General features: G+C 72.7%; 20 protein-coding genes. 5 read left to right on the top strand and 15 right to left on the bottom strand.

What is annotated here, in order from left to right; all coding sequences use genetic code 11:
* Positions 1 to 116 precede the first annotated feature (116 nt).
* Entirely contained in the window at positions 117 to 1418 is a 1302-nt protein-coding gene (gene paaK, locus ACIRF9_RS27540; protein WP_403827428.1) for a phenylacetate--CoA ligase PaaK, read from the top strand.
* Here the strand turns inward: paaK and ACIRF9_RS27545 are convergent.
* Positions 1413 to 2909 carry an acyl-CoA synthetase gene (locus ACIRF9_RS27545; RefSeq protein ID WP_403827430.1) on the bottom strand — a complete coding sequence of 499 codons (1497 nt, stop codon included), beginning with the start codon at positions 2907 to 2909 and terminating at the stop codon, positions 1413 to 1415. The two genes, paaK and ACIRF9_RS27545, sit on opposite strands and share 6 nt — an antisense overlap.
* Before the next feature lie 59 nt (positions 2910 to 2968).
* A complete protein-coding gene (locus ACIRF9_RS27550) occupies positions 2969 to 3352 on the bottom strand; it encodes a hypothetical protein (RefSeq protein ID WP_403827432.1) in 384 nt (127 codons plus the stop codon).
* Positions 3353 to 3458: 106 nt separating this feature from the next.
* Here ACIRF9_RS27550 and ACIRF9_RS27555 point away from each other — a divergent pair, with 106 nt between their 5' ends.
* Positions 3459 to 3929, top strand: coding sequence for a MarR family transcriptional regulator (locus ACIRF9_RS27555; protein WP_403827434.1), 471 nt, complete (start codon positions 3459 to 3461; stop codon positions 3927 to 3929).
* Here ACIRF9_RS27555 and ACIRF9_RS27560 read toward each other — a convergent pair.
* The 6 genes from ACIRF9_RS27560 to ACIRF9_RS27585 all read right to left on the bottom strand — a co-directional run bounded on the left by ACIRF9_RS27560 (position 3863) and on the right by ACIRF9_RS27585 (position 11130).
* On the bottom strand, positions 3863 to 4825 hold the full coding sequence (locus tag ACIRF9_RS27560) for a hypothetical protein (RefSeq protein WP_403827436.1): 963 nt from the start codon (positions 4823 to 4825) through the stop codon (positions 3863 to 3865). The genes ACIRF9_RS27555 and ACIRF9_RS27560 overlap by 67 nt on opposite strands.
* A 110-nt stretch (positions 4826 to 4935) precedes the next feature.
* Positions 4936 to 5595, bottom strand: a complete 660-nt coding sequence (locus tag ACIRF9_RS27565) for a response regulator (protein WP_403827438.1) — start codon at positions 5593 to 5595, stop codon at positions 4936 to 4938.
* Positions 5592 to 6743 (bottom strand): sensor histidine kinase, encoded by a 1152-nt coding sequence (locus ACIRF9_RS27570; protein ID WP_403827440.1) that lies wholly within the window; start codon positions 6741 to 6743, stop codon positions 5592 to 5594. Before ACIRF9_RS27570 ends, ACIRF9_RS27565 begins: the two co-directional genes overlap by 4 nt.
* Before the next feature lie 78 nt (positions 6744 to 6821).
* Positions 6822 to 8381 carry an acyl-CoA synthetase gene (locus ACIRF9_RS27575; RefSeq protein WP_403827442.1) on the bottom strand — a complete coding sequence of 520 codons (1560 nt, stop codon included), beginning with the start codon at positions 8379 to 8381 and terminating at the stop codon, positions 6822 to 6824.
* Positions 8378 to 9487, bottom strand: coding sequence for an NAD(P)H-dependent flavin oxidoreductase (locus tag ACIRF9_RS27580; protein WP_403827444.1), 1110 nt, complete (start codon positions 9485 to 9487; stop codon positions 8378 to 8380). The genes ACIRF9_RS27575 and ACIRF9_RS27580 overlap by 4 nt, the downstream gene beginning before the upstream one ends.
* Before the next feature lie 62 nt (positions 9488 to 9549).
* The gene (locus tag ACIRF9_RS27585; RefSeq protein WP_403827446.1) at positions 9550 to 11130 is read right to left on the bottom strand and encodes a phytoene desaturase family protein; all 1581 of its coding nucleotides are present in this window, start codon (positions 11128 to 11130) and stop codon (positions 9550 to 9552) included.
* A 49-nt stretch (positions 11131 to 11179) separates the two neighbouring features.
* On the opposite strand from ACIRF9_RS27585, the gene ACIRF9_RS27590 reads away from it, so the two are divergent.
* Positions 11180 to 12013 carry an NUDIX domain-containing protein gene (locus ACIRF9_RS27590; RefSeq protein ID WP_403827448.1) on the top strand — a complete coding sequence of 278 codons (834 nt, stop codon included), beginning with the start codon at positions 11180 to 11182 and terminating at the stop codon, positions 12011 to 12013.
* Between the two features lie 6 nt (positions 12014 to 12019).
* Here the strand turns inward: ACIRF9_RS27590 and ACIRF9_RS27595 are convergent, their stop codons facing one another.
* The 4 genes from ACIRF9_RS27595 to ACIRF9_RS27610 all read right to left on the bottom strand — a co-directional run bounded on the left by ACIRF9_RS27595 (position 12020) and on the right by ACIRF9_RS27610 (position 16839).
* Positions 12020 to 14239, bottom strand: coding sequence for a tetratricopeptide repeat protein (locus ACIRF9_RS27595; RefSeq protein WP_403827450.1), 2220 nt, complete (start codon positions 14237 to 14239; stop codon positions 12020 to 12022).
* Between the two features lie 52 nt (positions 14240 to 14291).
* The gene (locus ACIRF9_RS27600; protein WP_403827452.1) at positions 14292 to 15137 is read right to left on the bottom strand and encodes an oxygenase MpaB family protein; all 846 of its coding nucleotides are present in this window, start codon (positions 15135 to 15137) and stop codon (positions 14292 to 14294) included.
* 9 nt (positions 15138 to 15146) lie between these two features.
* On the bottom strand, positions 15147 to 16325 hold the full coding sequence (locus ACIRF9_RS27605; RefSeq protein WP_403827454.1) for an acyl-CoA dehydrogenase family protein: 1179 nt from the start codon (positions 16323 to 16325) through the stop codon (positions 15147 to 15149).
* A 139-nt stretch (positions 16326 to 16464) separates the two neighbouring features.
* Entirely contained in the window at positions 16465 to 16839 is a 375-nt protein-coding gene (locus tag ACIRF9_RS27610) for a ferredoxin (RefSeq protein WP_403827456.1), read from the bottom strand.
* 122 nt (positions 16840 to 16961) lie between these two features.
* Here ACIRF9_RS27610 and ACIRF9_RS27615 point away from each other — a divergent pair, with 122 nt between their 5' ends.
* On the top strand, positions 16962 to 17327 hold the full coding sequence (locus ACIRF9_RS27615; protein WP_403827457.1) for a DUF6479 family protein: 366 nt from the start codon (positions 16962 to 16964) through the stop codon (positions 17325 to 17327).
* Here ACIRF9_RS27615 and ACIRF9_RS27620 read toward each other — a convergent pair whose 3' ends face one another.
* Positions 17328 to 18227, bottom strand: a complete 900-nt coding sequence (locus tag ACIRF9_RS27620; protein ID WP_403827459.1) for a fructosamine kinase family protein — start codon at positions 18225 to 18227, stop codon at positions 17328 to 17330. It lies immediately after the preceding gene.
* Positions 18228 to 18405: 178 nt separating this feature from the next.
* On the opposite strand from ACIRF9_RS27620, the gene ACIRF9_RS27625 reads away from it, so the two are divergent.
* On the top strand, positions 18406 to 20361 hold the full coding sequence (locus ACIRF9_RS27625) for a PAS domain S-box protein (RefSeq protein ID WP_403827461.1): 1956 nt from the start codon (positions 18406 to 18408) through the stop codon (positions 20359 to 20361).
* Here the strand turns inward: ACIRF9_RS27625 and ACIRF9_RS27630 are convergent.
* Both ACIRF9_RS27630 and ACIRF9_RS27635 read right to left on the bottom strand, forming a co-directional pair.
* Positions 20345 to 21322: a RimK family alpha-L-glutamate ligase gene (locus ACIRF9_RS27630; RefSeq protein ID WP_403827463.1), complete on the bottom strand. Its 978-nt coding sequence runs from the start codon at positions 21320 to 21322 to the stop codon at positions 20345 to 20347. The genes ACIRF9_RS27625 and ACIRF9_RS27630 overlap by 17 nt on opposite strands.
* Before the next feature lie 354 nt (positions 21323 to 21676).
* The gene (locus ACIRF9_RS27635) at positions 21677 to 24061 is read right to left on the bottom strand and encodes a phosphoketolase (protein WP_403827465.1); all 2385 of its coding nucleotides are present in this window, start codon (positions 24059 to 24061) and stop codon (positions 21677 to 21679) included.
* Position 24062: the final 1 nt, after the last annotated feature.

Raw genomic sequence — 24062 nt, forward strand, 5'->3', positions numbered from 1 at the left:
GAAATCCGTGACCGACCCCTTGCTCGGCGCCCGTCGGCCTGGATTACTGATCACCAATAGCTCGACCGAATGATCGGTCGCCCGGATTGGTACGGTTTTCGGTGAGGGAGGACTCCATGGCGGATGCGAGGGACCTGCTGGACGAGGGCGAGCGCCTCGACGGGGCCGCGCTGCGGGCGCTGCAGCTGGAGCGGCTGCGGGCGACGCTCCGGCACGCGTACGCACAGGTGCCCTTCTACCGGGAGTCCTTCGACAAGGCGGGCGTCCACCCCGACGACTGCCGCTCCCTCGCCGATCTGGCGCGCTTCCCGTTCACCGCCAAGGCGGACCTGCGCGCGCACTACCCCTACGGGATGTTCGCCGTCCCCCGCGACCGCGTCCGCCGCATCCACGCCTCCAGCGGCACGACGGGCCGCCCCACGGTCGTCGGCTACACGGAAGGCGACCTGTCCCTGTGGTCGGACCTGGTGGCCCGGTCGATCCGCGCGGCCGGCGGCCGCCCTGGCGACACGGTCCATGTGGCGTACGGCTACGGCCTGTTCACGGGTGGCCTGGGGGCGCACTACGGCGCCGAACGCCTCGGCTGTACGGTGATCCCCGCGTCCGGCGGCATGACGTCCCGTCAGGTCCAGCTGATCCAGGACCTCGAGCCCCGGATCATCATGGTGACCCCGTCGTACATGCTGACCCTGCTGGACGAGTTCGAGCGGCAGGGCGTCGATCCGCGTGCCACCTCCCTGCGCGTGGGGATCTTCGGCGCCGAGCCGTGGACGGAGCGGATGCGTCAGGAGATCGAGGAGCGGTTCGCGATCGACGCGGTCGACATATACGGGCTGTCGGAGGTGATGGGTCCGGGGGTCGCGCAGGAGTGCGTGGAGACGAAGGACGGGCTGCACATCTGGGAGGACCACTTCTTCCCGGAGGTGGTCGACCCGATCACGGGCGAGGTGCTGCCGGAGGGCGAGGAGGGCGAGCTGGTGTTCACCTCCCTCACCAAGGAGGCGATGCCGGTGGTCCGCTACCGGACGCGGGACCTGACCCGGCTGCTGCCCGGGACGGCGCGCGTCTTCCGCCGGATGGAGAAGGTGACCGGGCGCACCGACGACATGGTCATCCTGCGCGGGGTGAACCTCTTCCCGACACAGATCGAGGAGATCGTGCTGCGCACGCCGGGCGTCGCACCGCACTTCCAGCTCCGGCTGACCCGCGAGGGCCGGCTGGACGCCCTCACGGTCCGCGCGGAGGCCCGCCCCGGCGCCGGCCCGGAGGACCGCGACACGGCCGCGCGCGCTGTCGCGGCGGCCGTGAAGGACGGCATCGGGGTGTCGGTGGCCGTCGAGATCGTCGAACCGGAGTCGCTGGAGCGGTCGGTGGGGAAGATCAGGCGGATCGTGGACGAGCGCCCGAAGGAGTCATGACCCGAACCGGTCGCGCAGCTCCCGCTTGAGGATCTTCCCGCTGGCGTTGCGCGGGAGCTCGTCCACGAACAGCACCCGCTTCGGGGCCTTGAAGGGGGCGAGCTTCTCCCGGGCGTGGGCGATGAGTTCGTCCTCGGTGACCTCCTCGCGCGCGACGACCACGGCGGTGACCGCCTCGATCCACTTCTCGTCGGGCAGCCCGATCACCGCGGCCTCGGCGACGGCCCCGTGCGCGTAGAGGGCGTCCTCGACCTGACGTGAGGCGATCACCACGCCACCGGAGTTGATGACGTCCTTCACCCGGTCGACGATCGTGAAGTAGCCGTGGGCGTCGCGCACGGCGAGGTCCCCGGAGTGGAACCAGCCGTCCCGGAAGGCCTCGGCGGTCTCCTCGGGCTTCTCCCAGTAGCCCTCGCACAGCTGCGGGGAGCGGTAGACGATCTCACCGGGCGTGCCGTCGGGGACGTCCTCGCCCTCCTCGTCCACGACCCGGGCGTCCACGAACAGGACCGTGCGGCCGCAGGAGTCCATACGGCCCTTGTGCTCGTCCGGGGCGAGCACGGTGGCGAGCGGGCCGATCTCGCTCTGCCCGAAGCAGTTGTAGAAGCCGAGCTTCGGAAGGCGTTCCCGCAGCCGTTCCAGGACGGGCACCGGCATGATCGAGGCCCCGTAGTACGCCTTGCGCAGCCCGCTCAGGTCGCGAGTGGTGAAGTCGGGGCGGTTCGCGAGGCCGATCCACACGGTGGGCGGGGCGAAGAGGCTGTCGACGCGGCCCGCCTCGATCAGGTCGAAGAGCCGCTCCCCGTCCGGTGCGTCGAGGATGAGGTTGGTGGCGCCGACCGCGAGGTACGGCAGCAGGAACACGTGCATCTGCGCCGAGTGGTACAGCGGGAGGGAGTGCGCGGGGAGGTCGCCGGCGCTCAGGTCGAGGGCGGTGATCGCGCTGAGGTACTCGTGCACCAGCGCCCGGTGGGTCATCATCGCGCCCTTGGGCAGTGCCGTCGTTCCGGACGTGTACAGCAGCTGCACCAGGTCCTCGGTGCGCGGCTCGGGGCCGTCGTACGGTTCGGTGGCGGCCAGCCGGGCGAGGAGCGAGTCGTCGGCGTCGCGCAGGGGCAACGTCCGTACGCCGTCCGGGAGTCGGTCCTCGAGGTCCGGATCGGCCAGGACGAGGGCGCTGCCCGACTGCGCCACGATGTACGCGAGGTCGTCGCCGGTGAGGTTCTGGTTCACGGGGACGTGGACCAGCCCGGCGCGGGCGCAGGCGAGGAAGGCGATGAGGTAGGCGTCGGAGTTGTGGCCGTAGGCGCCGACCCGGTCGCCGGGGGCGAGCCCCTCGCCGAGCAGGAGGCCCGCCGCGCGCGAGACGGCGTCGTCGAGTTCCTCGTAGGTCCAGGTGCGGTCGCGGTACTCGACCGCGACGCGTGCCGGGGTGCGGCGGGTGCTGCGCCGCAGCACGCCGTCGACCGTACTGCCGTGTCCGGGCGTCATGGCACATGATCCTCGGGGGGCCGCCCGGGCAGGTCAAGTCGCGTGGCCCCGTGCCGGTGTCAGGCGACCGCGCCCGCCACGCCCGTGCGCCCGTCGGGCACGCCGGCGATGCTGACGATGGTCTGCGCGCGGACGTCCTCGCCCAGGACGGCGGCCACCGCGTCGGTCGTGGCGCCGATGAGACGGGGGACGGCGTCCGGGACCTGGGGCAGGTGGTAGGCGGCCTCGCGCATGCTGAGGGTGACCGAGGGGGCGATCTTGTCGGTCGGGATGCCTCCGATGCCCCGCCGGTGCCGGGGGATGCCGATCAGGTCCACGCCGACGAGACCGCGGAGGCGCTCTCCGTAGACCGATCCCACGGCGTCGGCCAGGGCACGGATCAACTCGGCCTCGACCGTGCCGTCGAGGGCGTCCTCCGTGAGGTGCACGGTGTAGTGCGGCATGCGGATCTCCGTTCGCTTCGATGCGTACGATGGCGATTCGACTTGCTGGACAAAACAGCTTTGACCACAAAGCCTTTACTCACAAAGGTAATGCGAGGGGTGTCCGATGTCCATGCCCGCCTCCGGTGCCGACGACGGCGTCGACGCGACCGTCCGTGAGCTGCTGCTGCTCATGCCGCGGCTGGTGGGCAGGGCGAAGCGGATCCCGGTGCCGGAGGCGCTGCGGTCCTTCTCGCTGGCCCCGCGCCATCTCTCGCTGCTGGCGTGTCTGCTGTTCGACGGGCCGATGACGGTCAACGAACTCGCCGCCCGGCTGGAGGTCGCCCCGACCACCGTGAGCCTGCTGATCGGCGACCTCAGCCGGAAGGGGATCCTGGAGCGGCGGGAGGACGAGCGGGACCGGCGCCGGCGGATCGTCGCCCTCGCGGCCGACCACGAGCCGGCGATCTCGGCGTGGCTCGCGCCGGGGGCGACGGCGTGGCGCAGGGCGCTGGCGCCGCTGACGCCGGATCAGCGGCGGGTGTTCGTCGACACGTTGCTCGCGTACGAGGCGGAGGTGGACGCGGAGCGCGACTGAGCCCCGCGCTTCCAGGACGCCTTCAGGACCGCGACGATCGTGGTCCCCGCCATGGTCAGGAGCCCGGTGCCCAGCAGCACCGCCATGGGGGCGGTGGGGTGCAGGGGCCCGCGCCCGGCGTAGGCCGTCGCGGTGATCGCGCCGAAGGTGGCGGCGTATCCGAGAGCCGCCGCGCCCAGCACGGCGGCCGCCGCACGGGTGCCCAGCCGGCCCGCCTCGCACAGGACGGCCAGCAGGACGAGGAACTGCAGGCCGTGCAGGCCGACGGCGTGGGCGAGTTTGGCGCTGCCCGCGGCGCCGAAGACCAGCTCGTAGGGCACCTGCCCCGTCTCGTCGAAGGTCCGCTCCCCGATCGCGGCCATCTTCTGGCCGATGGCCCCGGCCACCAGCACGGCGGTCAGCCCCACGAGCGCGGCGATCTTGGAAGCGGCGCCGCCGTCGAACCGGAAGAACGCGAAGACCAGCAGCAGGAGGATGCCGAGGATCAGCGGCAGGGTCAGGGTGCCGATCACGGACCAGATGGCGGAGTCGGTGCCGGTGGACTGGTTGAAGTGGGACGCGGTGCCGCGCCAGCGCTGCGCCGTGATCAGCGCGACCTCGGTCACGGAGGTGAAGACGACCAGCCCCGCCGCGACCCGCGCCCACCAGCGCGCGGGCAGGTGCCGCACGATCCACACCACGGTCCACACGAGCAGGCCGAACGACAGCCCGAACACGACCGGTTTGCGCCAGGACACCGGCCCCCACCAGGGCTCGAAGTCGACGACGGCCACGACGCCGTGCACCGCACCGGAGGCCACCAGCGCGGTCCCGCACCACCACAGCAGCCGCTGGTACCGGTCGACGGGACGCACGGCGCGCCACACCTCGCCCGCGACAACACCCGGAACAGCCATGCGCACCCCCGCGTCGTGTGACTCTGCGTGCCGACGGTAGGGCGGGCCCCGGCGTGAGGCGTCCCTCCGGTGGGGTGGCGCGCCGTACCCCCACGGGGGTACGGCAGGGGTCATACGAGGCCGCTGCGGAAGGCGATCACGACGGCGCCGGCCCGGTCCCGGGCGCCGATCTTGTGCAGGATCCGTTTGACGTGGGTCTTGACGGTCGACTCGGCGATGCCCAGCCGCCCGGCCAGTTCGGCGTTCGACAGGCCCTCGGCGACGAGGCGCAGGATCTGCAGTTCCCGGGAGGTCAGATGGCGCAGCCGGTCCCGGTCCGGTGCGTCGACCGCCGGGCGCGGGCCCCGCTCGTCGGTGACGAGGCGGTCCACGAGGGGCCGGGTGATCCCGGGGTCCAGCAGGGTCTCTCCGGCGGCCACCGTGCGGACGGCGTCCACCAGCCGTTCGGGTGAGGCACGTTTGAGCAGGAAACCGTGCGCGCCCGCGCGCAGGGCCCGCCACACGTAGGTGTCGTCGGGGAACGTGGTCAGCACCAGCACCCGGGTCCGCAGACCGGCTTCGACGATCCGGCCGGTGGCCTCGATGCCGTCGAAGCCGGGCATCCGTACGTCCATCAGGACGACGTCCGGGACGAGCGCGCGGCACAGCTCCACCGCCCGCACCCCGTCGCCCGCCTCGCCGACGACCTCCATGCCGGCGGCTCCGAGCACCACCGCGACCCCCACCCGCAGCAGGGGGTCGTCGTCGGCCAGCAGGACGCGGAGGGTCATCGCAGCGGCAGCGCGACACTCAGGGCGAATCCTCCGCCGACGGCACCGCCGTGCTCCACGTGCCCGCCGAGGGCGGCGGCGCGTTCGCCGATCCCCCGCAGGCCGCGGCCGGGCCGGTAGTGCGGCACCGGTCCGTCGCCCTCGTCGACCACCCGCACGAGGAGGGTCCGACCGTCGCCGTCGTCCTGCCGACGCACGGTGACCTCGGCGGTCCGGGCGCGGCCGTGCCGGAGCGCGTTGGTCAGCGCCTCCTGCACGATCCGGTGGACGGACGACCGCACGTCCGGCGGCAGATCACGGGCGTCCGGCGCGACCCGGAGCCGGACCGTCAGTCCCGCGTCGGCCAGGGGCCGCAGCAGCCGCCCGAGCCCGGCCCAGTCCTCGTCGACCCCGTCGCCGACCTCGCCCTTGCCGCCACCCTCTTCGGCGCGCAGCACACCGAGCAGCCGGTCGAGTTCGGCGAGGGCGTCACGGCCGGTCCGCTCGACGCTCAGCAGCAGCTCACGGGTGCGCTCCGGCTCGGTGGCGAGGACCATCCGCCCGGCGCCCGCCTGGACCAGCATGGCGTTCACGGAGTGTCCGACGATGTCGTGCAGTTCGCGGGCGATCCGCACCCGCTCACCGAGGACGGCCTCGCGGCGCGCCAGCGCCCGCCGCTCCCGCGCCTCCCGGTGTCGGCGGGCCGTGCCGTACCCCACGGCCCACACCAGCAGCCACACGAAGACGACGGCGACCGGCGCCGCGGCGCTCTGGTCCCGGGGTGCGAAGTGCGCCAGCACCCCGGGCGGCACGAGCAGGGTGCCGAGCACGGCCCTGCCGGGGGTCGCGTACAGGCCGAGGGAGTAGACGCCGAAGAGATTCGCGAAGGGGGTCAGTTGACCGGGCCCCACCCACAGCGCCTCCACCGCGAGGCCCGCCGTGCCGATCGCGTACGCGGTCAACGGCCACCGGCGGCGCGCCGCCAGGCTGCCGGCGATCACGGCGGCGAGCGCCAGGCCCGCCGGCAGGGGGCCGCCGGACTCCGGCGCCTCCGCGAGGCGGACCGCCACCATCGCCGCCAGCACGACGACGCCCGGCAGAAGATCGACCGCCACCGGCGGCAGCCGCGCGGGCCACTCCCCCACTCCCGGTCCGCCGGTCGCCCTCACCTGGCCGCCCCCTGACGCCTGACGTCACGTCACACCAGGTTAGTCGAAGGGGGCGCTGCGAACAGGGCCACGGCGGGATCACACCGGCCGCGTGCGTCCCTCCCAATAGGGCTCCCGCAGCCGCCGCTTGTACAGCTTGCCGTTGGGGTCGCGGGGCATCTCGGTGATGAAGTCGACGGACTTGGGGCGCTTGTAGCCGGCGAGACGCTCGGCGCAGTGGGCGAGGAGGGCGGCGGCGAGGTCCGGGCCCGGCTCGTGGCCGGGGGCCGGTTCGACGACCGCCTTGACCTCCTCGCCCCAGTCGTCGTGCGGGATGCCGAAGGCGGCGGCGTCGGCGACGGCCGGGTGCGCGAGAAGCGCGGACTCGATCTCCGCGGGGTAGATGTTGACGCCGCCGGAGATGATCAGGTCGATCTTGCGGTCGCGGAGGAAGAGATAGCCCTCCTCGTCAAGGACACCGAGGTCGCCGACCGTGAAGAAGTCGCCGATGCGGTTCTTCCGCGTCTTCGTCTCGTCCTTGTGGTACGAGAAGCCGCCGGTGCTCATCTTCATGTAGACCGTGCCGAGTTCACCGGGCGGGAGCCGGTTTCCGTCGTCGTCGAAGATCGCCAGCTCGCTGATGGGCCAGGCCCTGCCGACCGTGCCGGGCTTCTTCAGCCAGTCCTCGGCGGTCGCGAAGGCGCCGCCGCCCTCGCTGGCCGCGTAGTACTCCTCGACGCACTCGCCCCACCAGTCGATCATCGCGCGCTTGACGTGGTCCGGGCAGGGCGCGGCGCCGTGGATGGCGTGCCGCATGGACGAGACGTCGTACGCCTGCCGGGTGGCCTCGGGAAGGGCCAGGAGCCGGTGGAACTGGGTCGGGACCATGTGGGTGTGCGTGCAGCGGTGGGTGTCGATCAGCCGGAGCATCTCCTCGGGGGTCCACTTGTCCATCAGGACCAGGCGGTGCCCGATGTGCAGGGAGGAGCCCGCGAACTGGAGTACGGCCGTGTGGTAGAGCGGTGAGCAGACCAGATGGACGTTGTCGTCGAACGGCCGTACGCCGAAGAAGCCGAGGAAGCCGCCCAGATAGGCCTCCTCGGGGAGCTTTCCGGGCAGCGGGCGCCGGATGCCGCGCGGACGGCCCGTCGTACCCGAGGTGTAGTTCATGACCCAGCCGAGGGTCCGCTCGGCGGGCGCCGACTCCGGTTGCCCGTCGAGGAGTTCGGCGTAGGGCCGGAATCCCTCGACCTCGCCGACGCCGTACCGGTGGCTCGTGGGCAGGCCGGCCTCGTCGGCGGCGCGGCAGGCCTCGTCGGCGAACCGCTCGTGGGTGACGAGGACCTTGGCGCCCGAGTCGGAGACGATCCACGCGATCTCGGGGCCGACGAGGTGGTGGTTGACGGGGACGAGGTAGAAGCCGGCCTGGGTGGCGGCGAGGTAGGCGGTGAAGAACTCGGCCGAGTTGGGCAGGACGACCGCGAAGGCGTCGCCGCGTTCCATCCCGGCGGCGCGCAGTCCGTGCACGAGCCGGTTGGCGGCGGCGTGCAGACGTCCGGCGGTCCATTCCCGGCCGTCCGGCGCGATCAGGACCGTGCGGTCGGGGTCGGCGGTGGCCTGGGCCCAGAAGCCCGTGGGGGGTGTGCTCGTGCTCGTCACTGGCCGCTCCTTCCGGCGATGCGGTTGACGCGGTCCACGGCCTGTTCGAAGCCGCGGGTGAGGTCGTCGAAGACCTCCTGGACGCCTCGGACCTCGTTCATCCGGCCGACGATCTGGCCGACGGGTGTGCCGAGCAGCGGGTCGACCTCGTACTTCTGGATGCGGGAGACGGCCTCGGCGACGAGCAGGCCCTGGAGGGGCATGGGGAGGGTGCCGGGTCCGTGCGGGTCGTCCCAGGCGTCGGTCCATTCGGTACGGAGCTGACGGGCGGGCTTCCCGGTGAGGGCGCGGGAACGGACGGTGTCGCCGGAGCCGGCCGCGAGAAGCTTGCGGGTGAGGGCGGGCGAGTGCAGGTCGGCCTCGGCGGTGGTCAGCCAGAGGGAGCCGAGCCAGACGCCCTGGGCGCCGAGCGCGAGGGCGGCGGCGATCTGCCGCCCGCTGCCGATACCGCCGGCGGCGAGGACGGGGAGGGGGTCGACGGCGTCCACGATCTCCGGGGTGAGCACCATCGAGGCGATGTCGCCGGTGTGGCCGCCGGCCTCGTAGCCCTGCGCCACCACGATGTCGATGCCCGCCTCCTGGTGCTTGCGGGCGTGCCGGGCGCTCCCGGCGAGCGCGGCGACCAGGACGCCCCGCTCGTGGGCGCGGGCGACGACGTCGGCGGGCGGGGAGCCGAGGGCGTTGGCGAGCAGCCGGATCGGGTAGTCGAACGCGACGTCGAGCTGGCTGCGGGCGACCTGCTCCATCCAGCCGGTGATGCGCCAGCCGGACGCCTCGCCCTCGGCCAGTTCGGGCACCCCGTACTTGGCGAGGGTGTCCCGCACGAACTGCCGGTGGCTCTCGGGGATCATCGCCTCGACATCGGCCTCGGTGACGCCTTCGACCTTCTTCGCGGGCATCACGACATCGAGCCCGTACGGCCGTCCCTCGACATGCGCCTCGATCCAGTCGAGGTCGCGTTTGAGGTCGTCGGGGGCGGTGTAGCGGACCGCGCCGAGCACGCCGAAGCCGCCCGCGCGGCTGATGGCCGCGGCGACGGCGGGGAACGGCGTGAAGCCGAAGACGGCGTGCTCGACTCCCAGTTGCTTGCTCAGCTCCGTCTGCATGGGCGCAGGATGCCGCAGCCGGTGCGACGACGGAAGGGGTTTTCTGATACCCCGTCAGATTCTCACCGCGACCGCTGACCCTCCGGGGCCTGAAGCACCGCCATCGCCGCGTTGTGCCCCGGCACTCCGCTCACCCCTCCGCCGCGCACCGCGCCCGCGCCGCACAGCAGGATGTTCGCGTGCGGGGTCTCCACGCCCCAGCGGCCGGTGCTCTCGTCCGCGTACGGCCAGGACAGGTCGCGGTGGAAGATGTTGCCGCCGGGCAGGCCGAGGTCGCGTTCCAGGTCGAGCGGGGTCTTCGCCTCGATGCAGGGGCTCCCGTCGGAATCCGACGCGAGGCAGTCGGCCAGGGGTTCCGCGAGGTGGGCGTCGAGCTGGGCGAGGGTGGCCTTGAGCAGTTCGTCGCGTACGGAGTCGTTGTCGCGTTCGAAGAGCCGGGCGGGGGTGTGGAGCCCGAACAGGGTCAGGGTCTGGTAGCCCTGTGCGACCAGGTCGGGGCCGAGGATCGTGGGATCGGTCAGGGAGTGGCAGTAGATCTCGGACGGCGGGGCGGTGGGCAGCTCACCGGCGGCGGCCTGGGCGTGGGCGGTGGCGAGCTGCTCGTAGCCCTCGGCGATGTGGAAGGTGCCGGCGAACGCCTCGCGCGGGTCGACGGACCGGTCCGGCAGCCTCGGCAGCCGTTTGAGCAGCATGTTCACCTTGAGCTGGGCGCCCTCGGCGGGGGCGGGCGGCTCGTCGCCGGTGAGCGCGGCGAGCGCCTGCGGGGAGGCGCCCACCAGGACGTGCCGGGCGGTGGCGACGCCCTCGCCGTCGGCGGTGCGGTAGGTGACCTCGGCGGTGCGGCCGTCGCTCTCGATCCGTACGGCCTCGTGTCCGGTGGCGAGGACGGCGCCCGCGTCCCGCGCGGCGGCGGCCAGTGCGTCGGTCAGGGCGCCCATGCCGCCGACGGGCACGTCCCAGGCGCCGGTGCCGCCGCCGATGACGTGGTACAGGAAGCAGCGGTTCTGCTTGAGGGAGGCGTCGTGGGCGTCGGCGAAGGTGCCGATGAGCGCGTCGGTGAGGACCACACCCCGGACGAGGTCGTCGGAGAAGTTCTCCTCCACCGCCGTCCCGATGGGCTCCTCGAACAGCAGCCGCCAGGCTTCCTCGTCGTCGACGCGGCGGCGCAGTTCGTCCCGGGTGGGCAGGGGTTCGGTGAGCGTGGGGAAGACCCGCTCGGCGACGCGCCCGGTCATGCCGTAGAAGCGCTGCCAGGCCGCGTACTCGCGCTCCCCGCCCGTCAGCCGCGCGAAGGCCTCCCGGGTGCGCTCCTCTCCCCCGCCCACGAGGAGTCCCGTGGGCCGTCCGCCGCGCTCGACGGGGGTGTACGAGGAGATCGTGCGCCCCTGGACGCGGAAGCGCAGGCCGAGGTCCCGCACGATCTTCTGCGGGAGCAGGCTGACCAGATAGGAGTAGCGCGACAGCCGGGCGTCGACGCCGGCGAAGGGGCGGGTGGAGACGGCGGCGCCGCCGGTGTGGTCGAGCCGTTCCAGCACCAGCACGGACCGTCCGGCCCGGGCCAGGTAGGCGGCGGCGACCAGGCCGTTGTGTCCGCCGCCGACGACTACGGCGTCGTAGGTGTGGTGTCCCTCGTGAGCAGGCATGGTTCTTCGTAACACGATCTACGGCACCTTGGATACGAGGGGGGATCCCATGGACACCGAGCCGAGCCAGACGGCCGCACTCCTGGTCAACGAGCGGGGGCAGTACCTGCTGCATCTGCGGGACGCGTACAAGGCGATCTGGGATCCGGGCACCTGGTCGTTGCCCGGCGGCGCGCGCGAGGGCGACGAGACACCGGAGGAGGGGATCGCCCGGGAGCTCCTCGAGGAGACGGGGCTGGTGATCGAGGGGCTGACCCGGTTCACGGTCATCAACAACACCACGGTGTTCGTGGGGCGTTGGGACGGGGACCCGGCACGGCTCCCGGTCACCGAGGGCATCATGTTCGCCTTCTTCGACGCGGCGACCACCGCGCACCTCGTGGTGGCGCCCTGGGCGGCCGAGGTGCTGGCCCTGCACCGGGGCGACGGGAGCGTGCCCGTGCGACGGGAGGCTCCGCACGTCGTGGGCGTCCATCTCTATCTGGAGCGGGACGGCGAGATCCTGCTCGGGCTGCGCCATGCGGACGCGCCCTTCGCGCCCCTGACCCACCACTTCCTGGCCGGGCACTGCGAGCAGGAGTCGGCCGTGGCCTGTCTGGTGCGGGAGGCCAGGGAGGAGGCGGGGCTGGAGATCGACCCGGTGGACGTGGAACTGGCGCACACCGTCCACATCGACAACGGCTTCCGCCGACGGCCCAGGATCCAGCTCGTGTTCCGCGCCCGGCGCTGGGGCGGCGAACCGCGGCTGCTGGAACCGGACAAGTGCCTGGGCTGGGACTGGTGGCCGCTGGACGCCCTCCCTGAGCCGATGGTCGGGTACGCGCGGGCGGCGGTCGACGGCATCCGCGCCGGGCGGCCGTACACGGAGCTCGGCTGGGACTGACCCGGCTCACGCCCCGCCCGCCGCCCGCCGCTGCCGCAGCGCCGCCACCCTCCGGTACAGCGCCACCGCCTCCGGGCTCCGGCCGAGTCGTTCCAGGCAGTGGGCCTCGTCGCCGCGGGTGGCGAGGGTGTCGGGGTGGTCGGCGCCGAGGAGGCGTTCACGGGCGGCGGCCACCCGGCGGTACTCGGTCAGGGCGTCGGCCCAGCGGCCCAGCCAGCCCAGGCCGACGGCCACCTCACGGCGGCTGACCAGGGTGTCCGCGTGCTCGGGGCCGAGGACGCGCTCGCGGATCGCGCACACGTCGCGCGACTCGGCGAGCGCTTCTTCCCAGCGGCCGAGGCGGCCCAGATTGACGCCCAGGGCGTGACGGGCGCGCAGGGTCTCGGCGTGGGCGGAACCCTGCACGCGGGTGCGGTCGTCGACGAGGCCGCGGTAGAGCTGGAGCGCCTCCGCGCTGCGGCCGAGGCGGCCCAGGCTGATGCCGGTCTCGTAGCGGGCGGCGAGGGTGTCGGGATGGTCCTGCCCGAGGGCACGGGCGCGGGCCTCGGCGACCTCGCGATAGGTCTGGAGCGCTTCCGTCCAGCGTCCCAACTGGCCGAGCATGTAGGCCACTTCGTACCGGGTGAGGAGCGTGTCCGGGTGGTCGGCGCCCAGCACGCGGGCCCTGGCGGCGGCCACCGCGCGGGCCATGCGGTACGACTCCTCCAGACGGCCGAGCCTGTTGAGGTTGAAGGCGAGGTTGTGGCGGCAGCGCAGGGTGTCGGGATGGTCGGGGCCCGCCGTGCGCTCCCGGGCGGCGAGGACCGCGGTGTAGAGCTGGTGGGCGTCGAAGTGCCGGCCCAGCCGGCCCAGTACGTAGGCCACTTCCTGGCGGGTGGCGAGGGTGTCGAGATGGTCGGCGCCCAGCACGCGGGTGCGGGCGGCGGCCACGTGCTGGTACTCGCGCAGGGCGTCGGCGGCGCGGCCGGTGCGGCTGAGGGTGACGGCGACCTCGTGGCGGCTGGCGAGGGTGTCGGGGTGGTCGGCGCCGAGCAGGTGGGCGCGTTCGGCGGCGACCGCGCGGTACACCTCCCCGGCCTCGGCCCAGCGGCCGAGCCGGCCGAGGCTGAGGCCGGCGTCGTGGCGCCGGGCGAGCACGGTGAGCGTGTGCGGGGACGGGGCGTCCGGCTGGGGGGACACGGGGACCGCTCCGAGGGCGGGGCGGGGGATCCACTCGCCGGTGAGGGCCGCTCCCGCGTCCGGGGGTGTGGGGCGCAGTCCGGCGCAGGTCGCCTTGTGGCCGGTGGTCATCCCGCGGGTCCAGTCCGGCAGCCGCGCCTGCTCGGGCGCGGGCGGCGCGGGCCGACGGGCGACGAGGGTCGGGACGTACGCCGGTGTCGTCCGGCCCGCGGTGATCCGCCGCCCCAGCTCGCGCGCGTCGTGGGGCCGTTGGGCCGGCCTCTTGGCGAGCAGGTCGAGGATGATCCGGTCGAGGTAGTCGGGCAGGTCGCCCCGCTGCTCACGGGCGGGCCGGGGCGGGGTGTCACGATGGCCGACGAGGATCGCCCACGGGTCGCCCAGGTCGAACGGCGGTGCCCCGGTGGCGAGTTCGTACAGGACGCAGCCCAGCGAGTACAGGTCGCTGCGCTGGTCGACCTCGTCCCCGCCGATCTGCTCCGGGGACATGTAGTGCGGGGTGCCCATCGCGATGCCGGTGCCGGTGAGGCGGGAGGTGAAGCCGATGTCGTGGCCGAGGCGGGCGATGCCGAAGTCGCAGATCTTCACGGTGCCGTCGGACAGGCGCACGATGTTGGCCGGTTTCAGGTCGCGGTGCACGATGCCCTGCCGGTGGGTGTAGGCGAGGGCGGCGGCGACCTGGTCGGCGATCTCGACGACGTCGGGGACGGGCAGCGGCCGGCGCTCGTTGTCGTCGAGCAGCTGGCAGAGGTTGCGGCCGTCCAGGAGCTCCATGACGAGGAAGAGGACGCCCTCGGACTCGCCGAAGTCGTGGACGACGGTGATCCCGCGGTGCTGGAGCGCCGCGGCCACCCGGGCCTCGCGGCGGAACCGCTCGCGCAGCACCCGCGAGAAGGACGGATCATGGTGCGGGCCGGGCGGCTTGAGGCACTTCACGGCGACCTGCCGGCCGAGGGACTCGTCGCGCGAGCGCCACACCTCGCCCATGCCACCGCGCCCGATCAGGTCCAGCAGCCGGTACCGGCCCTGGATCAGCCTGCTCTCCGTCATGGTGCCGCCCCCGTACTGTCCGGCCCCGCCCCGGCACGTCCAGTATGGCGGCCTATAGCCTGACTTTGTACGGTGCGGGACGGGTGTCCGGGCCGAGTCTCGTCATGGCCCGCAGGATGTGTTTGGGCGGGAGTTGCCAGCGCAGACGTGCGGGAACGCAGCGCAGCAGGGTGCCCGTGACACGCAACTCCCGGGTCACGGTTGCCGGTCGTGGCGCGCGTCTGCCGTACAACTCGTGGGCGTACGGCGGCAGGGAGGCGTACGCCAGGTGTGCCACGCGCCGCCACAGCAGGGCCCGCGCCGGGACGAGCAGGGGGTGCGTCGGCGGGCGGAGCAGGAAGTCGTCCACCGCGCGCGCGTCCGCCCCGGCGGCCAGGTGGGGCCGCATCTTCTCGAAGTAGGTCTCCATCTCCGCCCGGTCGGCGGGTACGGCGTCCGGGTCGAGGCCCACCAGGCGGGCGCCGACCCGGTGTTCGGCGAGATAGCGGTCGGCGGCCGCGTCGCTGAGGGGGTAGCCGGAGCGGCGCAGGACGTGCAGGTAGGAGTCGATCTCGGCGCAGTGCACCCACAGGAGCAGCTCCGGCTCGTCGACCGGGTACCGCTCCCCCGTCTCCGGGTCGGTCGCGGAGAGCATCCGGTGGATCCTGCGCACGCGCGCCCCGGCCTTCTCGGCGGCCTCGCTCGTGCCGTACGTCGTGGTGCCGACGAAGTTCGCGGTGCGCATGAGCCGGCCCCAGGCGTCGCGCCGGAAGTCGGAGTTCTCCATGACACCGCGTACGGCGCGGGGGTGGAGGGCCTGGAGGTAGAGCGCGCGGATCCCGGCGACCCACATCATGGGGTCGCCGTGGAGTTGCCAGGTCACGGAGGTCGGACCGAACAGCCCCGGGTCAGCGGTCATACCGGCAGGCTAGCGCCGCACCCGGGGCATACCCAGGCCTATCCACGAGATGATCTCCCGCTGGATCTCGTTGTTGCCGCCGCCGAAGGTGAAGATCACGGCGGAGCGGTAGCCGCGTTCGAGTTCGCCGTGCAGCACGGCGCCCGCCGAGCCCTCCTGGAGCGCGCCGGGCGCCGCGACGATCTCCAGGAGCCAGGCGTAGGCGTCCCGGCGGGCCTCGGAGCCGTAGACCTTGACGGCGGAGGCGTCCTGCGGGGTGAGGGTGCCGTTCTGGAGGGCGCCCACCATCTGCCAGTTGAGGAGCTTGAGGGCATCCAGCTTGACGTGGGTCTGGGCGAGGCGGCGGCGGACCCAGGGGAGGTCGACGACGCGGCGGCCGTCGGCGAGCTTGGTCTCGGCGGCCCAGCGCTGGACGTCGTGCAGGGCGCGGATGGCCATCGTGCCGTGCGCGGCGAGGGTCACGCGCTCGTGGTTGAGCTGGTTGGTGATGAGCCGCCAGCCCTGGTTCTCGGCGCCGACCCGGCGGGAGACGGGGACGCGGATGTTCTCGTAGTAGCTGGCGGTGGTGTCGTGCGAGGCGAGGGTGCGGATGACGGTGCAGGAGTAGCCGGGGTCGGTGGTCGGCACGAGGAGCATGGTGATGCCCTTGTGCGGCGGGGCCTCGGGGTCGGTGCGGGTCGCCAGCCAGACCCAGTCGGCGGTGTCGCCGTTGGTCGTCCAGATCTTCTGGCCGTTGACGACGTACTCCTCGCCCTCCCGGACCGCGCGCGTCTTCAGGGCGGCGAGGTCGGTGCCCGCGTCGGGTTCGCTGTAGCCGATGGCGAAGTCGATCTCGCCGGAGAGGATCTTCGGCAGGAAGTACGCCTTCTGCTCGTCCGTGCCGTACTGCATGATCGTCGGGCCGACGGTGTTCAGGGCCATCAGGGGCAGCGGCACGCCGGCCTGCGCGGCCTCGTCGAAGAAGATGAACTGCTCGATCGGGGTCAGACCGCGGCCGCCGTACTCCTTCGGCCAGCCGACGCCGAGCCAGCCGTCCGCGCCGAGGCGGCGGATGGTCGCACGGTAGAAGCGTTTCGCCCCGACCGGGTCGGAGTGCCTGGCGTAGGCGTTGTCCGGCACCAACTCGGTGAAGTAGGCGCGCAGTTCGGTACGCAGTCGCTGCTGCTCGGGCGTGTGGTCGAGGTGCACGGCGCCTCCTGGCTTCCCAACGGCCGGCGTCCTGACGGCAAGGCCTGTGTCCTGACGGCGCACACCGTAGAACGTGTTCCAGAAATTGGGAATGGCGGACGCCGGACAAGGTGGGCGCGAGAGGGGATGCGCGGCAGCCTCAGCTCAGTGTCGCCATGAAGTCCGTGCAGGCCCGGGCGCACGCGCGGCACGCCTCCTCGGTCGCCTCCGCGCCCGGCTGTTTGCCGAAGACGTGCGCACTCTCCAGGCAGACGGTCCGGCACCACTCCAGCTGGACGCGGATACCGGCCTCGTCCATGCGGTTCTCCTCGGACAGCACCCGGCAGGTCGCGTCGCACACCTCCGCGCACATGATGCCCTTGCGGCGCAGCAGTTCCTGCTGTTCCGTCCCGTCCGGATCCTGGAGGCTCGCGCGCAGCGCGCAGGCCCGCGCACATTCGGTGCAGGCCTGTGCGCACGCGAAGCGGTCCTCCAGGAACCGGAAGAGTTCCTGTTGGGAAGTCGTCGAAGTCACCCCTCGCGGGTAGCCGGGACGGGACACGCCAAACCCGGACGCCCCGTGTGACCGGTTTGTCGACGCTGAGTAAGGGGTGGAGCGGCGTGATTCACGCCCTGTTCCTGGGGTATTCAGCCGATATGACTACCGCAAGCGAGCAGCTGGCCGCGGCGAGCGGCCTGCTCAGCCTGGTGATGTTCGTGGTCGCTGTCGTCGTCGTGGCGCTGCTGGCCGGGAGCTTCTGGCTGGGCGCACGGTACAAACTGCGCGAGTCGCCGAGGCCGCGCCCCGAGGAGCAACCGCACCTGCCGCCGGACGGCCCGGTGCACGAGATCCGTGAGAACCGTGAGCCCGAAGAGGTACCCCGAACGCCCAAGGGCGAACGCCCCCTCACCCCGTACGAGCTGAGCAATATGCAGACCCGTCCCAGCGACGACAAGACACGGCCCCGTTGGAGCAAGGGCAGCAGCGGCTCGTTCGGCGGAGGCGGACTGGGCGCCCACTGACTACGCAACCCTCCGGGCCACCGCCAGCGCCCGCTCGGCGTAGGGCCTCCCGAACAGCACGGCGTGCACCAGCAGAGGAAAGAGCTGGTGCGCGCCCACACGTTCCTCCCACCCGGCGGCGAGCGGCGCGACCTGCTCGTATCCTTCCCGCACCTGCTCCAGCCAGGGGCAGCCGAACAGCGCCAGCATCGCGAGGTCGGTCTCGCGGTGCCCGCCGTGCGCGGCCGGGTCGATCAGGCGGACCTCACCGTCCGCGCCCCAGAGCACGTTGCCGTTCCACAGGTCGCCGTGCAGCCGGGCGGGCGCCTCGGCGGGCCCGGCCAGCCCGGGCAGCGCCGCGGACGCGCGTTCGACGACCGCCGCCTCGCCGGGGCGCACCGTACCGGCGTCGACCGCCGACCTCAGATAGGGCAGCACCCGGTGCTCGGCGTACCAGCCCGGCCAGTCCGCGCCGACGGCGTTCCGCAGGGGGGCGAGCCCGATGTACGCGTCCTCGGGACCGTCCGGCGGCGGCGCGCCGAACGCGGGGGCGCCGGCGGCGTGCAGCGCGGCGAGGTCACGGCCGAACCGTACGGCGGCCCCGGCGCCCGGCGCCCCGGCGGGCACCCGCTCGGTCACCAGCCACCGTTCGTCGTGGCCGTACACGGCCGGCACCCGCACCGTGCCGGCCGCGGCCAGCCAGCGCAGCCCGGCGGCCTCGGCCCGTACGGCGTCCCGCTCGTCGCTCCTCTTGACCATCACCGTCCGCCCGTCGTCGAGGACGGCCTCCCAGAGCGTCCCGGACAGCGGACGTGTGCGGTGGACAGACGTGCCGGTGAGTCCGGCGGCGGCGCAAGCGGGGTCGGAACAGGAACCGGGAGCCGGATCGGGTTCGGGGTCGGGCCGGCGTGGCGAGGACACGGGGACGAGCGTACGGCGCGTTCCGGGGCGACTGCAGAACTGCGTTCCGGATCAGGCGGCCATCCCGTGACCTCACGTTCAGGTTCGGACAGTGAACGGACAGTAAACGACTTCGCGAAGTGGAGGCGGCCGAAAGGCGCTGTAGTGGCCTGAACCGTCGCGCAGGGTGAGGTGGAAGATGGCCGACGTGATGCAGGCAGAAGCCGTGCGGCGCCCGGGCAGGTCCCAGCAGAAACGGTGCGGCTGCGGCGCACCGGTGCAGGACGGCACGCCGGGCGGGGCCGAGGAGCGGTTCCGGGGGCTGCTGGAGGCGGCGCCGGACGCCATGGTCATCGTCGACGACACGGGCGCCATAAAGCTGGTCAACGCCCAGACGGAGGCGCTGTTCGGCTACGGCCGCGAGGAACTGCTCGGCCACCCGGTCGAGTTGCTGATCCCCAACCGCTTCCGCGAACAGCACACCGGGCACCGGGGTGGCTACACGGCCAACCGCCAGGTGCGGCCGATGGGCGCCGGACTGGAGCTGCACGGGCTGCGCAAGGACGGCACCGAGTTCCCCGTCGAGATCAGCCTGAGCCCGATGGAGACGGCGGACGGGTTGCTGGTGTCCGCGGCCGTGCGGGACGTCAGCGACCGCAAGGCGGCCGAGGCGCGGATCAACGAGCTCGCCGCGCTGGTGGAGTCCTCGCAGGACGCGATCCTCGCCAAGACCCTCGACGGGTACATCACCTACTGGAACGCGGCCGCGCAGCGGCTGTACGGCTACACGGCCGAGGAGGTCATAGGACGGCACGTCTCGGTACTGTCGCCGCCGGAGCTGCGCGGCGAGGTCCGCTCCCTGCTGAAACGGCTGCGGCACGGCGAGAAGGTCGAGCACTTCGAGACGTTACGGCTGACCAGTGCCGGGACGCTGCTGGACGTGGACGTCACCCTGTGGCCGACGCGGGACACGCACGGCACGGTCGTCGGGGCGTGCGCGATCGTGCGGGACATCAGCGACCGCAAGCGCGCCGAGGCCGAGCTCACGGCGCTCTACGAGCAGCAGCGGCACATCGCCCTGACCCTGCAGCGCAGCCTGATGGGCACACCGCCGGCGCTGCCCGGTCTGGCCACCGCGAGCCGGTACCGGCCCGCCACCCAGGGCGCCGGTGTGGGCGGCGACTGGTTCGATCTGATCCCGCTGGGCGCCGACCGGGTCGGCGTGCTGATCGGTGACGTGATGGGCCGCGGCCTCGAAGCGGCCGCCGTGATGGGCCAGCTGAGGTCGGCCGCGCACGCGCTGGCGAAGACCGGGATGCAGCCGCGCCAGCTGATGCGGGCGCTGGACACCTGCGTCGCCGACCTCGACGTCCCCGACCAGCTCGTCACCTGCTGCTATCTGGTGATCGCCCCGGACGCGGGCACGGTCACGGTCTGCTCGGCGGGCCATCTGCCGGTGCTGGTCGCCGGGGCGGGCGAGGGCATCACCGCGCTGCCCTGCCCGGTCAACGCCCCGCTCGGGGTGGGCGACGTCCTGTACGAGCAGTCCAGCACGGAGATACCGCCGGGCGCCACGCTGGTGCTGTACACGGACGGCCTGGTCGAGACGCCCGGCAGTGACATCGAGCTGAGGATCGGTGAACTCACCGTGATGCTCGACAAGCTGTTCGCCGGAACGCCCTCCCTGGAGGACGCCGCCGACCATGTGCTGGCGGGTCTGCTGCCGGACGCCGACAGCCACAACGACGACGTGACCCTGCTGTTCGCGCAGCTTCCGGCGGCGCCGCTGGCAGCCGTCACCATCGACCTGCCGGCCGACCCGGCCTCCGTGCCGGAGGGGCGGATCTTCCTGCACAAGGCGCTGACCTCGTGGAACTGCATGTCCCGCGCCGACGACGCCCTGCTGCTGCTGTCGGAGACGCTCACCAACGCCGTGCTGCACGCCGACGGCCCGATCGGACTGCATCTGCACCGCACGGCCACCGATCTCACCGTCGAGGTCAGCGACCGCAGCCCGCATCTGCCCCAGCCGCGCCTGGCGACCGAGGAGGAGGAGTCGGGGCGGGGGCTGCTCCTGGTCCGGGCCCTCGCCGCCGGCTGGGGGGTACGGCCGACGGACGAGGGCAAGACCACCTGGTTCACGCTGAGGCTGTGAGCCCCCGGGACGGGCCGCCGCGGGCCAGTTCGAAGGCGTCCAGGTGGGCCTGGACGTAGGGCACGGCCACCTTCTCCACCTCGATGCGGCCGTCGACGAAGGCGGGCTGGACGTTCACCTCGAAGACGACCCCGCCGTTCTCGACGGCCAGGTCGACACCGGCGAACGGCAGCCCGACCGAGGCGGTGGCGGCGACGGCGAGTTCACCGAGCCGGACCGGGAGGTCGGACGGGTCGATGTGGACGGGGGTGGCGCCCCGGCAGGTGTTGCAGGGGGTGTCGGGTTCGGGCTGGAGGTGCTCGCGGGCGTGCACGACCCGGCCGCCGAGGACGAAGACACGGAACTGGTGGCGCAGGCCGTCGGCGGTGACGTTGCCCGCGTCGCGGGAGAGCATCCAGTCGGTGCCGTGCTCGGCGTAGTAGGCGGTGGCCTGTTCCAGCAGGTCCGGGGCGGTGACGTGGAAGGTGTCGTCGCCGCCGGTGCCGACGACGGGCCGGGCCCAGGTGTCGCCGCCGAGCCGCTCGAACACCTCGGCGGCCTCCCGCACGGAGGGCCCGGACAGGACGACGGTCTCCATCTGGGCGACGCCGTCCCGCTGGAAGCGGGCGACGGTGAGGTTCTTCTCCGTCGCCGTCCGCCAGGCTTCCGGGCCGGTGCCCAGGGTCACCACGTCGTGGGTCTCGAGGAGTTCCTGAAAGGCGGCGAGGTCCCGCCGGCGGTGCGGCGGGATCTCGTAGAGCAGGACGACGTCCGGGACGAAGTCCAGCCGCTCCTCGGGGACCCGCAGCCGTAACCTGCCTCCGTCGGGGACGCCGCGGCCGGTCCCGCCGGTCGCGAAGTGCCGGGAGTCGATCCGGACGGGCGGTGCGCCGGTGAGCAGTTCCACGGCGTCGGCGAGGTACTCCCGGCAGCCTTCGGGCGACGTGGGATCGGCTATCAGGGCGATGCTCGGTCGGGACACAGCGGCCTCCAGTGGTGTCGACGCGCGCTCGTCCCGCGGATGCCCTCGTGCGCGGTCCGAGCGGTGTCACGGATGGTGCCTGTCGCGCGGGTGGTCCTCGCACCCGTCGGCCTGGAAGCCGCGCCGGTGTGCGAGCCGTACGGGGGTCCGGGCGGCTGACCGGCCCGGGACGACCGGTGACCACGGGGGGTGATGGGGCCTGCCCCACCGGATCCGCGTCGCAGGGCTGGCCGACCACTGTAAGCACCGGGCGAGGCGCCGTACCAGGGCGCACGCGCGCCCTCCTCCTGCCCCTTCCCCTGCGCCGTCCGCCCCCGTCCGTGCGCCCTGCCCGGCCGCCCGTGAGCTGCAGTCTCAGCCGTCCCAGGACCAGTCCGCGACCTCGGGGAGGTCGGTGCCACGGGCCCGGATCCAGTCATGGTGGCGCAGCCGCGCGTCCTCCATCCGCTGCCGTACGGCGGCGGCGCGGACGGCGATTTTGGGGACCCGGTCGATGACGTCCATGACCAGGCGGTAGCGGTCGAGGTCGTTGCGGACGACCATGTCGAACGGCGTGGTCGTGGTGCCGATCTCCTTGTAGCCGCGCACGTGCAGGTTCCTGTGGCCGGTGCGGCGGTAGGCGAGGCGGTGGATGAGCCACGGGTAGCCGTGGTAGGCGAAGATGACCGGTTTGTCGGTGGTGAACAGGCCGTCGTACTCGAAGTCGCTCATGCCGTGCGGGTGTTCCTCGCTCGGCATGAGGCGGGCGATGTCGACGACGTTGACGACGCGGACGGCGAGTTCGGGCAGGTTGCGGCGGAGCAGCTGGGCGGCGGCCAGCACCTCCTGGGTGGGGACGTCCCCGGCGCAGGCGAGCACGACGTCGGGTTCTCGGCTGCCGTTCTCGGTGCCGGCCCAGTCCCAGACCCCGGCGCCGCGGGCGCAGTGGACGCGGGCCTGGTCCATGGTCAGCCAGTCGAAGCAGGGCTGTTTCCCGGCCACGATCACGTTGACGTAGTCGCGGCTGCGCAGGGCGTGGTCCGCCACCGACAGCAGGGTGTTGGCGTCCGGCGGCAGGTAGACGCGCACGACTTCGGGGCTCTTGTTGAGGACGTGGTCGACGAAGCCGGGGTCCTGGTGGGAGAAGCCGTTGTGGTCCTGGCGCCACACGTGCGAGGTGAGCAGGTAGTTGAGGGAGGCGATGGAGGCGCGCCAGGGCAACCGCCGGGTCACGCGGAGCCATTTGATGTGCTGGTTGACCATCGAGTCGACGATGTGCACGAACGCCTCGTAGCAGGAGAACAGTCCGTGACGGCCCGTCAGGAGATAGCCCTCCAGCCAGCCCTGGCAGGTGTGTTCGGAGAGGATCTCCATCACCCGGCCGTGCCGGTCGAGGTCCTCGTCGACCTGGAGGGTCTGGGCCTGCCAGGCCTTGCCGCTGACGCCGTAGACGGCCTGGAGGCGGTTGGAGGCGGTCTCGTCCGGGCCGACGAGCCGGAAGTCCCGTCGTCCGGCGGTGGAACGCATGACGTCCTGCAGCAACTCGCCCAGGACGCGGGTGGGTTCGTGCAGGGTCGTGCCGGGCTTGTCGACCGGGACGGCGTAGGTGTCGAGGCCGGGCAGCGGGAGTTCGCGCAGGAGCAGTCCGCCGTTGGCGTGCGGGGTGGCGCCGAGGCGGCGGTTGCCCTCGGGGATCCAGGCGAGGACGTCGAGGCGGGGGCTGCCGTGCTCGTCGAACAGTTCCTCGGGCCGGTAGGAGCGCAGCCACGCCTCCAGCTGGCGCAGGTGGTCGGGGTTGTCCCGGACGGCGGAGAGCGGGACCTGGTGGGCGCGCCAGGTGCCCTCGACGGGCAGCCGGTCGACGTGCGCGGGGCCGGTCCAGCCCTTCGGGGTGCGCAGCACGATCACCGGCCAGCGGGGGCGTTCCCCGGCGCCGTCCTCGCGGGCCGCGCGCTGCAGGGCGGCGATGCGGTCCAGGGCGGTGTCCATGGCCTGCGCCATCGCGCGGTGCACGGCGTTCGGCTCGTCGCCGGTGACGTGGATGGGGTCGTGGCCGTAGCCGCGCAGCAGCTCGTCGAGTTCCGGTTCCGGGATCCGGGCCAGCACGGTCGGGTTGGCGATCTTGTAGCCGTTGAGGTGCAGGATCGGCAGGACGGCGCCGTCGTGCACCGGGTCGAGGAACTTGTTGGAGTGCCAGGAGGCGGCCAGCGGGCCGGTCTCCGCCTCGCCGTCGCCGATCACACAGGCGACCAGCAGGTCGGGGTTGTCGAGCGCGGCGCCGTAGGCGTGGGAGAGGGAGTAGCCGAGCTCACCGCCCTCGTGGATCGAGCCCGGCGTCTCGGGGGCGACATGACTGGGGACGCCGCCGGGGAAGGAGAACTGCTTGAACAGCCGGGCCATGCCGGCCGCGTCCCGGGTGACGTCGGGGTAGGTCTCGGTGTACGAGCCCTCCAGCCAGGAGTTGGCGACCACCGCCGGACCGCCGTGACCGGGTCCCCACACGCACAGGGCGTTCAGGTCGCGGTTGCGGACGACCCGGTTGAGATGGGTGTACACGAGGTTGAGCCCCGGTGAGGTGCCCCAGTGGCCGAGCAGCCGCGGCTTGACGTGCTCCGGTCGCAGCGGTTCGGTGAGCAGGGGGTTGGCCATGAGGTAGATCTGGCCGACGGACAGGTAGTTCGCGGCGCGCCAGTGGGCGTGCAGTGTCCTGAGCTCGTCGTCGGTGAGCCGGGCGGACGACTGCTGCTGGTCGACGGACATC

Source organism: Streptomyces sp. NPDC096132 (assembly GCF_044763345.1).
Taxonomy (GTDB): domain Bacteria; phylum Actinomycetota; class Actinomycetes; order Streptomycetales; family Streptomycetaceae; genus Streptomyces.

Bases quoted from the DNA above. Each gene is read 5' to 3' on its own strand.
- ACIRF9_RS27545 (WP_403827430.1), bottom strand. From the start codon at position 2,909: ATGACGCCCGGACACGGCAGTACGGTCGACGGCGTGCTGCGGCGCAGC.
- ACIRF9_RS27600 (WP_403827452.1), bottom strand. From the start codon at position 15,137: ATGACCGCTGACCCGGGGCTGTTCGGTCCGACCTCCGTGACCTGGCAA.
- ACIRF9_RS27565 (WP_403827438.1), bottom strand. From the start codon at position 5,595: ATGACCCTCCGCGTCCTGCTGGCCGACGACGACCCCCTGCTGCGGGTG.
- ACIRF9_RS27550 (WP_403827432.1), bottom strand. From the start codon at position 3,352: ATGCCGCACTACACCGTGCACCTCACGGAGGACGCCCTCGACGGCACG.
- paaK (WP_403827428.1), top strand. From the start codon at position 117: ATGGCGGATGCGAGGGACCTGCTGGACGAGGGCGAGCGCCTCGACGGG.
- ACIRF9_RS27590 (WP_403827448.1), top strand. From the start codon at position 11,180: ATGGACACCGAGCCGAGCCAGACGGCCGCACTCCTGGTCAACGAGCGG.
- ACIRF9_RS27585 (WP_403827446.1), bottom strand. From the start codon at position 11,130: ATGCCTGCTCACGAGGGACACCACACCTACGACGCCGTAGTCGTCGGC.
- ACIRF9_RS27555 (WP_403827434.1), top strand. From the start codon at position 3,459: ATGTCCATGCCCGCCTCCGGTGCCGACGACGGCGTCGACGCGACCGTC.
- ACIRF9_RS27615 (WP_403827457.1), top strand. From the start codon at position 16,962: ATGACTACCGCAAGCGAGCAGCTGGCCGCGGCGAGCGGCCTGCTCAGC.
- ACIRF9_RS27580 (WP_403827444.1), bottom strand. From the start codon at position 9,487: ATGCAGACGGAGCTGAGCAAGCAACTGGGAGTCGAGCACGCCGTCTTC.
- ACIRF9_RS27595 (WP_403827450.1), bottom strand. From the start codon at position 14,239: ATGACGGAGAGCAGGCTGATCCAGGGCCGGTACCGGCTGCTGGACCTG.
- ACIRF9_RS27635 (WP_403827465.1), bottom strand. From the start codon at position 24,061: ATGTCCGTCGACCAGCAGCAGTCGTCCGCCCGGCTCACCGACGACGAG.
- ACIRF9_RS27625 (WP_403827461.1), top strand. From the start codon at position 18,406: ATGGCCGACGTGATGCAGGCAGAAGCCGTGCGGCGCCCGGGCAGGTCC.
- ACIRF9_RS27560 (WP_403827436.1), bottom strand. From the start codon at position 4,825: ATGGCTGTTCCGGGTGTTGTCGCGGGCGAGGTGTGGCGCGCCGTGCGT.